This is a genomic window from Streptomyces sp. NPDC029152, from assembly GCF_055564355.1.
The window spans coordinates 1-16,158 of the sequence record NZ_JBVHWR010000021.1 but is presented as its reverse complement, the minus strand read 5'-3'; the positions used below and the strand labels follow the sequence as shown (position 1 = coordinate 16,158).

The following is a 16,158-nucleotide window of genomic DNA, read 5'->3' as shown; positions in this document are numbered from 1 at the left end:
GGGCAGCGTCAGTGGCGAACCGTAGGCTCGCTGCTGATGTCCACGACACCTGTATCCGCCAAGGACCGTTCCTCCGTGCGATCCCTGCTGCGTCTGTGGCCGTACGTGCGGCCCGTGCGGGCGCGGCTGTCGGCCGCCGCGTTCGTGGCGGTCCTCGCCTCGTGCGTGGGGCTGGTGATCCCGCTCGTCCTGAAGTGGATGGTGGACGGGCCGGTCGCCGACCGGGACCCGGCGGGCGTGTGGCTCGGCGCGCTGTACCTGCTGCTGCTCGGGCTGGCGGAGGCGCTGCTGTTCGGGCTGCGGCGCTGGCTGGTGGCCCGGCCGCTGGCCGGCGTCGAGGCGGGGATGCGGGCGGACCTGTACCGGCACCTGCAGCGGCTGCCGGTCGCCTTCCACGACCGGTGGGCCTCGGGACAACTGCTGTCCCGGGGGACGACGGACCTGATGCTGCTGCGCATGTTCCTCGCCTTCCCGCTGACGTTCCTGCTGGTCAACGGGGTCACGATCCTGATCGGCGTGGGCATCATGCTGGTGCAGGACTGGTCGCTGGGGCTGGTCATCCTCGGGCCGGCCGTTCCGGTGGTGATCACGTGCGCGGTCTTCGAGAAGAAGTACTCCGAGGTGGCGCGGCGCGCGCAGGACCAGGTCGGGGACCTGACGACCGTGGTCGAGGAGAGCGTGCTCGGCATCCGCATCATCAAGGGCTTCGGACGGCACCGCAGCCAGGCCCGCGCCTTCCACGAGCTGTCGCACACGCTGCGGGGGACGGAGCTGCGCAAGGCGCGGCTGCTGGCGGCGATCTGGGCGGTCATCGTGACGCTGCCGGAGCTGGCGATCGGTGCGGCGCTGGTGGTCGGGGCGGTGCAGGTGGCGGACGGGACGCTGTCGGCGGGGACGCTGGTGGCGTTCCTGTCGACGGCGCTGGCGCTGCGGTGGCCGGTGGAGTCCATCGGGTTCCTGCTGGCGATGAGCCAGGAGGCGGCGACGGCCACGGACCGGTACTTCGAGGTGATGGACGCACAGGTCGAGGCGCCGGGGGGCGGGACGCGCGGCCCGGCGCTACGAGGTGCCTCCCCCACTCTCGGCCTCGCTCGAGCGGGGGGACCCCCACCGCCCACCCGTGCCGCCCCTGGGGGTACCTTCCAGGCCGTTCAGGCACTGGGGGAGGCACGACTGCCCGCAGCTACGGCGAGGGCGGGTGGGTTGCGGTTCGAAGGGGTCCGCTTCCGCTACCCCGACGCTCCCCCCGGCTCCCCGCCCCTCCTCGACGGCGTCGACCTGCACATCCGCCCCGGTGAGTCCATGGCCCTGGTCGGCGCGACCGGCAGCGGCAAGACCACGCTGACCGCGCTGATCCCCCGGCTGCACGAGGTGACCGAGGGGCGGATCACGCTGGACGGCGAGGACATCGCCGCCCTGCCCCGCGAGGAGCTGCGCGCCCTGGTCGCCGTGGCCTTCGAGGAGCCCACGCTCTTCTCGGCGAGCGTCGGCGAGAACGTGCTGATGGGGGCCGGCGAGGGCACCGGCCCCGACGCTCTGGAGCGGGCGCTCGCCGTCGCGCAGGCCGACTTCGTGCACGCCCTCCCCGAGGGCACCGGCACCCAGGTCGGCGAGCAGGGCCTGAGCCTGTCCGGCGGGCAGCGGCAACGCCTCGCGCTCGCCCGGGCCGTGGTCGGCGCACCGAGGTTCCTCGTCCTCGACGACCCGCTGTCCGCGCTGGACGTGCACACGGAGGCCGCCGTCGAGGCCGCCCTGCGCCGGGTGCTCGCCGACACCACCGCGCTGATCGTGGCGCACCGCCCCTCCACGGTCCTGCTCGCCGACCGGGTGGCCCTGCTCTCCCGGGGCCGGATCGCCGCCGTCGGCACCCACCACGAACTGCTGCGCACGAACGCCGAGTACGCCCATCTGATGTCCGGCGCGGGGGAACAGGAGGAAGACCTGCGATGACGGCCCCCATCACGTCCCCGCCCGCTCCCGGCGAGGCGGAGGACCCGCCCCGGTCCCAGGGCGCGAAGCACACCGGCGACGACTTCGACCGCGACGTCCTGCCCAGCCCGCCGGGCGCCACGGCGGCCCTGCTGCGCTCGCTGCTGGCGCCCCTGCGGGTCCGCGTCGCGGTCACGGCGCTGCTCCTGCTGCTCCAGCAGGCGGCCGTGCAGGCCGGTCCGCTGCTGGTGGCGTACGCCATCGACCGGGCCGTGCCGGCCTTCCGCGACCACGACCACGGGCCGCTGATCGCGGTCGGCGCCGGGTACCTGCTGTGCTCGCTGGCCGCCGGCGCCCTGCAGTACGCGTTCATCGCCGCGTCGGCCCGCGTCAACCAGGACGTGCTGCTCGACCTCAGGGGACGGATCTTCCGGCACGCGCAGGCGCTCAGCGTCGACTTCCACGAGCGCTACACGTCCGGGCGGCTCATCTCCCGCTCCACCACGGACGTGGAGTCGCTGCGGGAGCTGCTCGGCGAAGGGCTGCAGGAGCTGGTCACGGTCGTCCTGTCCTTCGTCTACATCTCGGCGACGCTGCTGTGGCTGGACCTCGGGCTCGGCGCGGTCGCGGTGGCCTCGTTCGTGCCGCTGTACGGACTGGTGCGGCTGTACCGGCGGCGCGCGGGACGCGTGTACCGGCAGCGGTCCACGGCGATCGCGGCGGTGATCGTGAAGTTCGTGGAGACGATGAACGGCATCCGGCCGGTGCGCGCCTTCCGCCGGGAGGCCGCCAACGACGCCGACTTCGCCGTGCTGAACCGGCGGCACGAGCGGACCAACGGCGACGCGCTGCTGGAGATGGCCCGGTACGTCGTCGGCTCCCGGCTGGTCGCCAACACGGCCGTCGCGGGGATCGTGCTGTGGGGCGCGTACCGGGTGGCGGACGGCACGCTGGCGCTGGGCGTGCTGGCGGCGGCGGTGCTGTACCTGCGCCGGCTGTACGACCCCATCGACCGGCTCGGCATGTTCCTGAACTCCTACCAGTCGGCGGCGGCCTCGCTGGAGAAGATCGCCGGACTGCTGGCCCAGACGCCGTCCGTGCCCGAGCCGGCCGCGCCGAAGGAGCTGCCGCCGCCGGGGTCCGAGCACCCCGGGCGCGAGGTCGTCTTCGACTCGGTCCGCTTCGGCTACCGCACCGGCGGCGAGGTGCTGCCCCGCTTCGACCTGACGATCCCGGCCGGGCAGACCGTCGCCGTGGTCGGCTCGACGGGCGCGGGCAAGTCGACGCTGGCCAAGCTGCTCGCCCGGTTCTACGACCCCTCCGACGGGCGGGTCCTGCTGGACGGCACCGACCTGCGCGACCTCGCCGTGCCCGAACTGCGGCGCGGGGTGGTGATGGTGACGCAGGAGGCGTTCCTGTTCTCCGGCACGGTCGCCGAGAACATCGCCATCGGGCGTCCGGAGGCGACGCGGGAGGAGATCGAGCGGGCCGCGAAGGCGATCGGCGCCCACGACTTCATCGCCGCGCTGCCCGACGGCTACGACACCGACGTCCGCAAGCGGGGCGGCCGGATCTCCGCCGGTCAGCGGCAACTGGTAGCGTTCGCGCGGGCGTTGCTCGCCGACCCGGCGGTGCTGATCCTGGACGAGGCGACCAGCTCGCTGGACGTCCCCGGGGAGCGGGCGGTGCAGCGGGCCATGGCGACGGTACTGAAGGGCCGTACGGCGGTGGTGATCGCGCACCGGCTGTCGACGGTGGAGATCGCCGACCGGGTGCTGGTGATGGAGCACGGCCGGATCGTGGAGGACGGCGTCCCGGCCGAACTGATCGCGGGCACGGGCAGGTTCGCGGACCTGCACCGGGCGTGGCGGGACAGTCTCGCGTGAGCGGCGCCGGGGGGTGGCGCACGGGCGGCGCCTCGATCGACGCCTACGAGGATCCGGGCACGCCCGACGTCCGGGGCGGCTGGCGGTACCTGTGGTGGCTGGTCGGGCGGCAGTGGCGGCGCTGTGCGGCGGGGGCGGTGCTCGCCAGCACCTGGATGGTGCTGCTGGCGGCGACGCCGTACCTGATGGCGCGGGCGGTCGACCACGGGCTGGAGCACGACGACCTGGGCGCGCTGGCCGGCTGGACGGCGGCACTGGTGGCGGCGGGGGCCGTCAACGCGTGGCTGGGCATCCTGCGGCACCGCGTGATGACGCGGGTCCGGATGGACGCCAACTTCCGCACGGTCAAGGTGGTCGTCGGACACGCGACCCGGCTCGGCGCGGCGCTGCGGCGGCAGGTGGGGACCGGTGAGGTCGTCACCATCGGGGTGGGCGACGTGCAGACGATCAGCCAGTCGCTGACGGCGGTCGGGCCGGGCTTCGGGGCCGTCGTGGCGTACGCGGCCGTCGGCGGCCTGGTGCTGTCGGTGTCGGCGCGGCTCGCCCTGGTGGTGCTGCTCGGGGTGCCGGTGCTGGGTGTGCTGATGGGGCCGCTGATGGGCCGGTTGCAGGGCCGGGAGACCGAGTACCGGGAGCGGCAGGGCGTGCTGACCGCGCGGATCGGCGACCTGGTGGGCGGGCTGCGGGTGCTGAACGGGCTGGGCGGCAAGAACCTGGTGGCGGACGCCTTCCGGCGGGATTCGGCGCGGCTGCGCGAGCAGGGGTACCGGGTCGGGGCGGTGACGAGCTGGATCCAGGCCCTCGGGGTGGGGCTGCCGACGCTGTTCCTGGGTCTGGTGACCTGGCTGGGCGCCCGGCTGGCCGCGCGCGGGGAGATCAGCGTGGGCGAGCTGGTGTCGGTGTACGGCTATGTCGTGGCGCTGGGCTGGCCGGTGATGTTCCTGATCGAGATGAGCCAGCAGCTCAACCGGGGCGTGGTGGCCGCCCGCCGTGTGGTCGCGTTCCTGCGGCTGGAGCCCGAGCCGGACGAGGGCACGCGCGAGGCCCCGGCCAAGCCGTCGGTGCTGTACGACCCGGAGTCCGGGGTGCGGGTGCAGCCGGGACGGCTGACCGCGCTGGCCGGGGCACGGCCGGCCGACGCGGCCGACGTGATCGACCGCCTCGGCCGGTACGCCCCCGCCGGCGTCACGTGGGGCGGCGTCCCCCTGGCCGGGATACCGCTGGCGCGGGTACGGGAGCGCATCCTGGTGGCGGATGCGGAGGCCGACCTGTTCGCGGGCACCCTGCGCGACGTCGTCGGCGCCGGCGGACCGGGCTCGGGGGACGCGTGCGCGGGCGGCGGTGAGCGGCCCCGCCGCGTGGGCGCGACCGGCCGCCACGAGCCCGCGGACGCCCGGCGGCATGCCGGGGCGCACCCGGAGGCGCACCTGTCCCGGGCCATGAGCGCGGCCGCCGCCGACGACATCGTCCGGGGTCTGCCCAAGGGGCTGGACACCCCCGTCGCCGCCCAGGGCCGCAGCCTCTCCGGCGGCCAGCGCCAGCGCGTCCGGCTCGCCCGCGCCCTGCTGGCCGACCCGGAGGTGCTGCTCGCCGTCGAGCCGACCTCCGCGCTGGACGCCCACACCGAGGCGGTGGTGGCACAGCGGCTGCGGGCGGCGCGCGAGGGCCGTACGACGGTGGTGGCCGGCACGTCCCCGCTGGTGCTCGACCGGGCGGACGTCGTGCACTGGCTGGTCGACGGCAAGGTGGCGGCCACCGGCAGCCATCGCGAACTGCTCGACGCCGAGCCGGGTTACCGGCGGCTGGTCGCGCGGGACGCCGAAGACACCGCGGACGCCGAAGAAACCGAGGACACCGAGGAAACCGACGGCACCCGGGGCGCCCGGGGCGAGGAGGCCGTGCGATGACACCGCGGGCACCGGGCACGCCGGGACAGCTCCCCGTCGCCGAGCGCGCCGCCGTGCGCCGGGCGGTGGCCGGTCTGGTGCGCGCCGACCGGCGGGCGTTCGCCGCGCTGCTCGGCCTGAACGCGCTCGCGGCCCTGGCCGGGCTCGCCGGGCCGTGGCTGCTGGGCCGGATCGTGGACGAGGTGCGGGCCGGGGGCGGGGTGGACGCCGTCGACCGGATGGCGCTCGCCATCCTGGTCTGCTCGACGGCCCAGCTGCTGCTGGCCCGCTGGGCCCGGTACGTGGGACACCGCTTCGGCGAGCGGACCCTGGCCCGGGTGCGGGAGCGGTTCGTGGACCGGGCCCTGGCGCTGCCCGCGTCCGTGGTGGAGCGCGCGGGCGCCGGGGACCTGACGACGCGGGGCACCGCCGATGTGACCACGGTCGGCACGATGCTGCGCGACACCGGCCCGGAGCTGCTGGTCAACGCCGTGCAGGCGCTGTTCCTCGGCGCCGCGGTGTTCGCGCTCTCCCCGCCGCTCGGCGTCGTCGCGCTGGTACTGCTGCTGCCGGTTCGGTGGGCGCTGCGCTGGTACCTGCGGCGGGCCCGGGACGGCTACCTCGCCGAGGGGGCGGCCAACTCGGACGTCGCCGAGGTGGTCGCCTCGACGGTGGCGGGTGCCCGCACGATCGAGGCCTTCCGGCTGGCCGGCCGGCGTGTCGCGGCGAGCCGCCGGGCGCTGGAGGACTCGCGGCGCGCCCGGTTCCACACCCTGTACCTGCGCAGCGTGCTCTTCCCGGTGGTCGAGGTGTCCTACGTCGTGCCCGTGGGGGGCGTGCTGCTGACGGGCGGGGTCCTGCGGGCGTACGGGGTGGTGAGCGTGGGGACGGTGGTGGCCTGCGCGCTGTATCTCCAGCAGCTGACCGTGCCGCTCGACGAGGTGCTGATGCGGTTCGAGGAACTCCAGCGCAGCGGTGCCTCCTTCGCCCGGGTGGAGGGGCTGGCCCTGGCTCCGCGGGCCGCGGTGGACGCTTCTGCGGTCCCGGCGGACGACCGCATCGACGTGTCCGGGGTGCGTTACTCCTACGACCGGGGCGGCGAGGTGCTGCGCGGGGTGGACCTGACCGTGCGGCCGGGTGAACGGCTGGCCGTCGTGGGGCCGTCCGGGGCGGGCAAGTCCACGCTGAGCCGGCTGCTGGCGGGGGTCGACGCGCCGGACGAGGGCTCGGTGACGGTGGGCGGGGTGCCCGTGGCCGCGCTCGCCCCGGAGCGGCTGCGCCGGCAGGTCGTGCTGGTCACCCAGGAGCACCACGTCTTCCTGGGCACGGTCCGCGACAACCTGCTCGTCGCCGAGCCGGACGCGACCGACGACGCGCTGTGGGCCGCCCTCGCCGCGGTGGGCGCCGAGGAGTGGGTGCGGGAGCTGCCGGACGGCCTGGACACCGAGCTGGGCGGCGACGGTGGCCGCACCGACGGCTCCCGGGCCCAGCAACTCGCCCTCGCCCGGGTGGTTCTGGCCGATCCGCACACGCTGATCCTGGACGAGGCCACCGCCCTGCTGGACCCGACGACGGCCCGGCACACCGAGCGTGCGCTCGCCGCCGTGCTGGAGGGCCGCACGGTCATCGCCATCGCGCACCGGCTGCACACCGCGCACGACGCCGACCGCGTGGCCGTGATGGAGGACGGCCGGCTGACCGAACTCGGCACGCACGACGAGCTGGTGGCGGCCGGTGGCGCGTACGCGGCGCTGTGGGGGTCGTGGCACGGCCGGGCGCCCTCCGTCGGCGGTACGGCGGCGGCCGTCGACTGAGCGGGCGGTCAGTAGGGGAACCCCGGGCAACGCATCCGTATATCGAACATGAACGCCCGGACAACGAACGATTTCCGGCCAACTTACTGACGCGGTCCTGACAAGGGGCGAGATCCCCTGTCACTCTTCCCACGGCCGCTCCACAGCGCCCCCACAGCTTCCTGCCGGCGCCGTGCCGTGGCCAGCTCCTTGCACGTGGTTTCTGCGTACCGCCTAGCTCTGCCCGGCCGGCTCACCCGCCGTCCGGTCTCCCCTGGCCGCGCGACCCGCGGCCACGCAGAAGGAGTCAGTGTTGAGCAGCAGCACTCCCCACAGACGCACCTCCCACACCACGCACCGCCGCGCGGCGGGCGTCGCCCTCGCCGGTGTCGCCGCGCTGATCGCCACGGCCTTCCAGGCCGGCGGCGCCACCGCCGCCCCGCGGCCGGCCCCCGCCCCGGGCGCCGAGTCCGTCAAGCTCACCCCGGCCCAGCGCGCGGAACTGATCCGGGGGGCTGACGCGGCCAAGGCCGGGACGGCCAAGGGCCTGGGTCTGGGCGCCAAGGAGAAACTGGTCGTCCGGGACGTGGTCAAGGACCGCGACGGCACGCTGCACACCCGCTACGAGCGGACCTACGACGGGCTGCCCGTCCTCGGCGGCGACCTGGTCGTCACCACCGCCGCGTCGGGGAAGACCGAGCGGGTCGTGAAGGCCGCGGCCAAGGCCATCGAGCCGGCCACCGTGACGCCGAAGATCACCGCCGCCAAGGCCGAGCAGCAGGCGGTCTCCGCCGCGAAGGCCGCCGGCGCCGAGCGGCCGGACGCCGACCGCGCCCCGCGCAAGGTGATCTGGGCGGGCAACGGCACGCCGGTCCTCGCGTACGAGACGGTCGTGGGCGGCCTCCAGGAGGACGGCACGCCGAACGAGCTGCACGTCGTCACCGACGCGGCCACCGGCGCCAAGCTGTACGAGTACCAGGCGATCCACCAGGGCACCGGCAACACCATGTACAGCGGCACGGTGACGCTGGGCACCGCGCAGTCCGGGTCGTCGTACACGCTGACCGACACGGCGCGCGGCAACCACAAGACGTACAACCTCAACCGCGGCACCTCCGGCACCGGCACGCTGTTCTCCGGCCCCGACGACGTCTGGGGCAACGGCAGCGCGTCCAACGCCGAGACCGCCGCCGCCGACGCCCACTACGGCGCCGCGCTGACCTGGGACTACTACAAGAACGTCCAGGGTCGCTCCGGCATCCGCGGCGACGGCGTGGGCGCGTACTCCCGGGTCCACTACGGCAACAACTACGTCAACGCCTTCTGGTCGGACAGCTGCTTCTGCATGACGTACGGCGACGGTTCGGGCAACACCCACCCGCTGACGTCCATCGACGTGGCCGCGCACGAGATGACCCACGGCGTCACCTCCAACACCGCCGGCCTCAACTACAGCGGCGAGTCCGGCGGCCTCAACGAGGCCACCTCGGACATCTTCGGCTCCTCGGTCGAGTTCTACGCGAACAACTCCTCGGACGTCGGTGACTACCTCATCGGCGAGGAGATCGACATCAACGGGGACGGCAGCCCGCTGCGCTACATGGACAAGCCCAGCAAGGACGGCGCGTCCAAGGACTCCTGGTACTCCGGCATCGGCAGCATCGACGTGCACTACTCGTCGGGCCCGGCCAACCACTTCTTCTACCTGCTGAGCGAGGGCAGCGGCACCAAGACCATCAACGGTGTCACCTACAACTCGCCCACCTCGGACGGCCTCCCGGTCACCGGCATCGGCCGCGCGAAGGCGGAGAAGATCTGGTTCCGCGCGCTCACCACGAAGTTCACGTCGACCACCAACTACGCGGGCGCCCGCACCGGCACCCTCGCGGCGGCCGGTGAGCTGTACGGCACCGACAGCGCCGAGTACAAGGCGGTGCAGGACGCGTGGGCGGGCATCAACGTCGGCTCGCGCTCGGGCGGCGGCACGCCCGGCGGCTCGACCTACGAGAACACCGCCGACGTGAACATCCCCGACTACGGGTCCGCGGTGACCTCCTCGATCACGGTCTCCGGCCGCACCGGCAACGCGCCGAGCAACCTCCAGGTGGGCGTGGACATCGTGCACACCTGGCGCGGTGACCTGCAGATCGACCTGGTGGCCCCGGACGGGTCGACGTACCGCCTGAAGAGCAGCGGCTACGACCCGGCGGCGGACGTGCACGAGACCTACACGGTCAACGCCTCGTCGGAATCGGCCAACGGCACCTGGAAGCTGCGCGTCCAGGACCGGGGCCCGTCCGACACCGGATACATCGACGCCTGGCGGCTGACCTTCCCGTAGGCCCGCACCGTCCCACCCCAGACAGGGCGCCGTCCCCGGAGGTTCGACTCCCCGGGGCGGCGCCCTCCCCATGACCGCCCGTTTTTTGCCAAGCCCATACACGGGCGGGGTTGCGTTTTTGCCGAGGTCACAAGGGTTCACGTTTCCGCAACATTCACCTGACCGTCGACTTTCGGCCAACATCATTCGACCCCGATGACATGTACGCGGCATCGGTGCCACTCTTCCGTCACCCGCCGCACAACTTCGCAGTCAACGCCGGCCGGCCACCCCATGCCGAGTCCGGACTCCCCCACCGAAGGAGCTTGTGTGTCCTCCCTCTTCGCGCGCCACAAGCGCAGCACGCTGGCCGTCGCCACCGCCGTCGCCGCCGGCGCGCTGCTCACCACCGGCCTGACCGCCGGCAGCGCCACCGCCGACACCGCCGCGCCGAAGGCCCTGCCGGGCGCCCCGGTGCTGCTGTCGGACTCCGCCCGCACCGCGCTCATCCAGGAGCAGCAGCAGTCCGCCGCCACGACGGCCCGGCAGATAGGCCTCGGCGCCAAGGAGAAGCTGGTCGTCAAGGACGTCGTCAAGGACGTCGACGGCGCCGTCCACACCCGCTACGAGCGCACCTACGAAGGACTGCCCGTCCTCGGCGGCGACCTCGTCGTCCACCAGGCGAAGTCCGGCGCGACCCAGGGCGTGACCAGAGCGACGAACGCCGCCATCAAGGTCGCCACCGTGACGCCGAAGATCACCGCAGCCAAGGCCGAGCAGCAGGCGCTGGGCGCCGCCGAGGACGCCGGGTCGTCGCGGACCGCGGCCGACTCCGCGCCCCGCAAGGTGATCTGGGCGGCCGACGGCAAGCCGGTCCTCGCCTACGAGACCGTCGTCGGCGGCCTCCAGGACGACGGCACCCCCAACGAACTGCACGTCATCACCGACGCCGCCACCGGCGCCAAGCTGCACGAGTACCAGGGCATCGAGACGGGCTCCGGCAAGAGCCTGTACTCGGGCACGGTCAGCCTCGGCACCTACAAGTCGGGCACCACGTACCAGCTGTACGACACCGGGCGCGGCGGCCACAAGACGTACAACCTGGCCCGCAAGACCTCCGGCACCGGCACCCTGTTCACCGACGCCGACGACGTGTGGGGCACCGGCACCGCCTCCAGCTCCTCCACCGACCAGACGGCCGCCGTGGACGCCGCCTACGGCGCGCAGGTCACCTGGGACTTCTACAAGAACACCTTCGGCCGCAGCGGCATCAAGAACGACGGCAAGGCGGCCTACTCCCGGGTCCACTACGGCAACCAGTACGTCAACGCCTTCTGGTCCGACAGCTGCTTCTGCATGACCTACGGCGACGGCTACGGCAACACGAACCCGCTGACCTCGCTGGACGTGGCCGGGCACGAGATGAGCCACGGCGTCACCTCCAACACCGCCGGCCTCAACTACAGCGGCGAGTCCGGCGGCCTCAACGAGGCCACCTCGGACATCTTCGGCACCGGCGTGGAGTACTACGCGGCCAACTCCGCCGACAAGGGCGACTACCTCATCGGCGAGAAGATCGACATCAACGGCGACGGCACCCCGCTGCGCTACATGGACAAGCCCAGCAAGGACGGCGCGTCCAAGGACTACTGGTCCTCCACCCTCGGCAGCGTCGACGTGCACTACTCGTCGGGCCCGGCCAACCACTTCTTCTTCCTGCTCGCCGAGGGCAGCGGGGCGAAGACCGTCGACGGGGTCAGCTACAACTCCCCGACCTACAACGGCTCCACCGTCACCGGCATCGGCCGCGCCAAGGCGCTGCAGATCTGGTACAAGGCGCTGACCACCTACATGACGTCGACGACCAACTACAAGGCCGCCCGCACGGCGACCCTGAACGCGGCCTCGGCCCTGTACGGCTCGACCAGCACCGAGTACAAGACGGTGGCCGCGGCCTGGACCGCGATCAACGTGAACTGACCGGTACCGGCCCGACACCGGCACCACGGGCGGCCCCCGGGAACCACCGGTTCCCGGGGGCCGCCCTACGCTTGGTGCCCATGTCCTTCACGTACGACGACGTCGGCGCCACCCGCGAGCAGGGCCACTGCCCGCCCGGCTTCCGCCCCATGCACGTGCGCACGCGCCTCGGGGAGGGCGAGGCGGTGTTCCGGCGGGCGGCCGAGGCCGTGCTCACCTGGGAGATGCACCGGGCGATGGGCGTCGGCATCGACGCGAGCGCGGACCGCGCCGCGCCCGGCGTCGACGTCACCGTCACCCTCGCCGGGATGATCAAGGCGCCCTGCCGGGTGGTGTGGACGCTGGAGGAGCACCGCCGGGCCGGCTGGGCGTACGGCACGCTGCCCGGCCACCCCGAGTCCGGCGAGGAGGCCTTCGTCGTGGACCGCACCGGCGACGGCACGGTCTGGCTGACCGTGTCCGCCTTCAGCCGCCCGGCCAAGTGGTACGCGAAGGCCGGCGGCCCGGCGACCCGGGGCTTCCAGCACGCCTACGCCCGCCGCTGCGGCACCGTCCTGCGGCGACTGAGCGGCGGCGAGGACGAGGACTGAGCCCCGCCCCCGGCGCCGGCCCGGACGCTCACCTCATCAGCAGCCCCGCCGCCTCCCCCAGCTCGTCCGACGGCACCGCGACCAGCCCCGCCTCCGCCGGGGACGCCAGCAGCCGGTGCGCGGGGAGGATGCGGACCGTGTAGCCGAAGGGACCGGTGCGGTCCAGGGCGAGCGGGCCCTCGTACACCCAGCGGCCCTCCAGGTCGGGGCCGCCCACCGGTTTCAGCGGCGCGGTCGCCGCGTCCGTGATGCGGTCCTCGGAGTCCACCCGGCCGGAGACCGCCTGCACCTCCACGTCGTCCGGGGCGAGATCGCCGAGGTTCACCCGCACCCGCAGCCCGAGCGTCGAGCCGAGCTCCGCCGTGGCGGCGGGCGCCGACGTCTCGACGTGGTCGACGCTCACGCCGGGCCAGGCCGCCCGCAGCCGGGTCTTCCACTCGGCGAGCGCCCGGGCGGAGTCCGGGTCCATCGCGCGGTGCGCCTCGGCCGCCGGGGCGTACAGCCGCTCGACGTACTCCCGGACCATGCGGCCGGCCAGCACCTTCGGGCCGAGCAGGCTCAGGGTCCTGCGGACCATCTCGATCCACCGGTCGGGCAGCCCGCTCGCGCCCCGCTCGTAGAAGCGGGGGGTGATCCGCTGCTCCAGCAGGTCGTAGAGGGCGGCGGCCTCTATGGCGTCGCGCCGGTCGGCGTCGGTACCGGCACCGTCGGCGGTGGGGATCGCCCAGCCGAAGTCCGGCTGGTACCACTCGTCCCACCAGCCGTCCAGGACCGACAGGTTGAGGCAGCCGTTGAGCGCCGCCTTCATCCCGCTGGTCCCGCACGCCTCCAGCGGCCGCAGCGGGTTGTTCAGCCAGATGTCGCAGCCCGGGTAGAGCTTCTGCGCCATCGCCATGCCGTAGTCGGGCAGGAACACGATGCGGTGCCGCACCCGCGGGTCGTCCGCGAACCGCACCAGCTCCTGCACCAGCCGCTTGCCGCCGTCGTCCGCCGGGTGCGCCTTGCCGGCGACGACGATCTGGACCGGCCGCTCGGGATGCAGCAGCAGCTCCGTCAGCCGGTCGCGGTCGCGCAGCATCAGCGTCAGGCGCTTGTACGACGGGACGCGCCGCGCGAAGCCGATGGTGAGCACGTCCGGGTCGAGGACGTCGTCGATCCAGCCCAGCTCGGCCGCCCCCGCGCCGCGCTGCCGCCAGGAGGCGCGCAGCCGTTCCCGCACCTCCTCGACCAGCTGCTCGCGCAGGGTGCGGCGCAGCTCCCAGATGTCCTGGTCGGGGATGTCGGCGACCGAGTCCCAGCGGTCCGAGCCGCCGACGGTCAGGGCGTCCTCGGCGCGCTGCACGCCGATCTGCCGGGCGCCGAGCCGGAACACCTCGGGGGCGACCCAGGTCGGGGCGTGCACGCCGTTGGTGACGGAGGTGATCGGCACCTCCTCGGCGTCGAAGCCGGGCCACAGTCCGGAGAACATCTCCCGGCTGACGCCGCCGTGCAGCAGGGAGACGCCGTTGGCCCGCTGGGCCAGGCGCAGGCCCATCACGGCCATGTTGAACAGGCCGGGCTCGCCGCCGGGATAGGTCTCCATGCCGAGCCTCAGGACGCGCTCGGCGTCGATGCGCGGCAGCTCGGCGCCGGGGCCGAAGTGGCGGGCGACCAGTTCACGGTCGAAGCGGTCGATGCCGGCCGGGACGGGCGTGTGGGTGGTGAAGACGGTGCCCGCCCGGACCGCCTCCAGCGCCGAGTCGAACTCCAGTCCCTGATCACAGAGTTCGGCGATGCGTTCCAGGCCGAGGAAGCCGGCGTGGCCCTCGTTGGTGTGGAACACCTCCGGCTCGGCGTGGCCGGTGAGCCGGCAGTACGTCCGTACCGCCCGGACACCTCCTATGCCCAGCAGCATCTCCTGGAGGAGCCGGTGTTCGCTGCCGCCGCCGTAGAGCCGGTCGGTGACGCCGCGTTCGCCGAGGTCGTTCTCCTCGACGTCCGAGTCCAGGAGCAGCAGCGGGACGCGGCCGACCTGGGCCAGCCAGATCCGGGCCCGCAGCTCCCGGCCGCCGGGCAGGGCGAGGGCGACGTGGGCGGGGGCGCCGTCGGACTCCTTGAGCAGGGCCAGCGGCAGCTCGTGGGGGTCGAGGACGGGGTAGTGCTCCTGCTGCCAGCCGTCCCGGGACAGGGACTGGCGGAAGTAGCCGTGCCGGTAGAGCAGGCCGACGCCGATCAGCGGCGCCCCGAGGTCGCTGGCCGCCTTGAGGTGGTCGCCGGCCAGGATGCCGAGGCCGCCGGAGTACTGGGGCAGGGCGGCGGTGATGCCGAACTCGGGCGAGAAGTAGGCGACGGCGGCGGGCAGCCGCCCCGGCTGGGCCTGGTACCAGCGGTCGCCGGTCATGTAGTGGTCGAGGTCGTCGGCCGCCGCGGCCAGCCGGCGCAGGAACCGGCGGTCCTCGGACAGCTCGGCCAGGCGGGCGGCCGGGACGGTGCCGAGCAGCCGCACCGGGTCGCGGCCGCAGGCGGCCCAGCGCTCGGGGTCGACGGACTGGAAGAGGTCGCGGGTCTCCGCGTGCCAGGACCAGCGCAGGTTGCGGGCCAGCTCGCTGAGCGGCCGGAGGGGGTCGGGGAGAACGGGACGGACGGTCAGTCGACGGATCGCCTTCACACTCCACCTCTGCGCGTTCGCTCGATTGGACGGGATGCGCATCACCCCGTCGCTCATGACGTTACCGGCGTCGCTCCGTCCCTCGCCGGGCGCTTCGTCCCGAGACCTCCGAATCGGCCCGAACGGCCTCGCCTTCGACACGCCGGTGCGGGCCGGCCCGCACCGGCGTGTCGATATGGCCGGATCTTTCCCCATCGGCCTTCTTGTGACATGCCGGCCCGCACGAAAAGCTGCACATGTCGCGGAGACACTGATTGCGGGAGCGCCGCGCGGGAAGGCGTTCGGTCAGGGCCCACCGCATGTGTCGACATACGCGCGAGTAGTTAACAAAGTGCCGGATTGCCCACCCGAAAAGCATGGGAAGGCTCCTGCGGTACACCCCCGGAAAAACCCGCAGGACCCACCTCCCCAGAGTCATCCGCCCACCCTCGTTGACGCGGACAGGAGCGGTCATGCCCGCCACGCACCACTCGTCAGCCCCCACCGCACCCGGCGCCGGGGCGGTCCCCGGGCGCCCGGCCGATGCCGGCCCGGCGGCCCCGGTACCGCCCTCGGCCGGGGACTCGACCGTCGTCGGGCGCATCCCCGTCCTCGACGTGCGCCCCGTCGTCCAGCACGGACGCCGGCCCGCCAAGGCCGTGACCGGCGAGACGTTCGAGATATCGGCCACCGTGTTCCGGGAGGGGCACGACGCGGTGGCGGCCAACGTCGTCCTCAGAGATCCGCGGGGCCGGCCGGGCCCGTGGACGCCGATGCGGGAGCTGGCCCCGGGCACCGACCGCTGGGGGGCCACGGTGACCGCCGGGGAGCCCGGCCTGTGGTCGTACACCGTCGAGGCGTGGGGCGATCCGGTCACCACCTGGCGGCACCACGCGCGGATCAAGATCCCGGCCGGTCTCGACACGGAGCTGGTCCTGGAGGAGGGCGCGCGGCTGTACGAGCGCGCCGCCGCGGACGTACCGGAGAGCGGGGGGCGCCGGGACCTGCTCGCCGCCGTCGACGCGCTGCGGGACGGGACGCGCCCGGCCGCGTCCCGGCTGGCGGCGGCGTTGACGCCGGAGGTGGACGCGGTGCTGGCCCGCCACCCCCTGCGGGAGCTGGTCACCTCCTCCGACCCGCTGCCCCTG

At 73.7% G+C, this 16,158-nt stretch carries 9 protein-coding genes; 8 read left to right on the top strand and 1 reads right to left on the bottom strand.

What is annotated here, in order from left to right; genetic code table 11:
* Nucleotides 1–36: 36 nt before the first annotated feature.
* The 7 genes from ACZ4V6_RS31030 (at nt 37) to ACZ4V6_RS31000 (ending at nt 12,384) form a co-directional block, all read left to right on the top strand.
* A complete protein-coding gene (locus tag ACZ4V6_RS31030; RefSeq protein WP_467833850.1) occupies nt 37–1,950 on the top strand; it encodes an ABC transporter ATP-binding protein in 1,914 nt (637 codons plus the stop codon).
* Nucleotides 1,947–3,815 (top strand): ABC transporter ATP-binding protein, encoded by a 1,869-nt coding sequence (locus ACZ4V6_RS31025; RefSeq protein ID WP_467833849.1) that lies wholly within the window; start codon nt 1,947–1,949, stop codon nt 3,813–3,815. The genes ACZ4V6_RS31030 and ACZ4V6_RS31025 overlap by 4 nt, the downstream gene beginning before the upstream one ends.
* Nucleotides 3,812–5,722 (top strand): ABC transporter ATP-binding protein, encoded by a 1,911-nt coding sequence (locus ACZ4V6_RS31020; protein WP_467833847.1) that lies wholly within the window; start codon nt 3,812–3,814, stop codon nt 5,720–5,722. The genes ACZ4V6_RS31025 and ACZ4V6_RS31020 overlap by 4 nt, the downstream gene beginning before the upstream one ends.
* Nucleotides 5,719–7,515 (top strand): ABC transporter ATP-binding protein, encoded by a 1,797-nt coding sequence (locus tag ACZ4V6_RS31015; RefSeq protein WP_467833845.1) that lies wholly within the window; start codon nt 5,719–5,721, stop codon nt 7,513–7,515. Before ACZ4V6_RS31020 ends, ACZ4V6_RS31015 begins: the two co-directional genes overlap by 4 nt.
* A 292-nt stretch (nt 7,516–7,807) precedes the next feature.
* The gene (locus tag ACZ4V6_RS31010) at nt 7,808–9,835 is read left to right on the top strand and encodes a M4 family metallopeptidase (protein ID WP_467833843.1); all 2,028 of its coding nucleotides are present in this window, start codon (nt 7,808–7,810) and stop codon (nt 9,833–9,835) included.
* A 309-nt stretch (nt 9,836–10,144) separates the two neighbouring features.
* The gene (locus tag ACZ4V6_RS31005; RefSeq protein ID WP_467833841.1) at nt 10,145–11,794 is read left to right on the top strand and encodes a M4 family metallopeptidase; all 1,650 of its coding nucleotides are present in this window, start codon (nt 10,145–10,147) and stop codon (nt 11,792–11,794) included.
* Between the two features lie 80 nt (nt 11,795–11,874).
* On the top strand, nt 11,875–12,384 hold the full coding sequence (locus ACZ4V6_RS31000) for a DUF1990 family protein (protein WP_467833839.1): 510 nt from the start codon (nt 11,875–11,877) through the stop codon (nt 12,382–12,384).
* Nucleotides 12,385–12,412: 28 nt separating this feature from the next.
* Here the strand turns inward: ACZ4V6_RS31000 and ACZ4V6_RS30995 are convergent, their stop codons facing one another.
* On the bottom strand, nt 12,413–15,031 hold the full coding sequence (locus ACZ4V6_RS30995; protein ID WP_467833976.1) for a glycosyltransferase family 1 protein: 2,619 nt from the start codon (nt 15,029–15,031) through the stop codon (nt 12,413–12,415).
* Nucleotides 15,032–15,483: 452 nt separating this feature from the next.
* On the opposite strand from ACZ4V6_RS30995, the gene ACZ4V6_RS30990 reads away from it, so the two are divergent.
* A partial coding sequence (locus ACZ4V6_RS30990; RefSeq protein ID WP_467833838.1) for a maltotransferase domain-containing protein occupies nt 15,484–16,158 on the top strand: 675 nt, incomplete at its 3' end.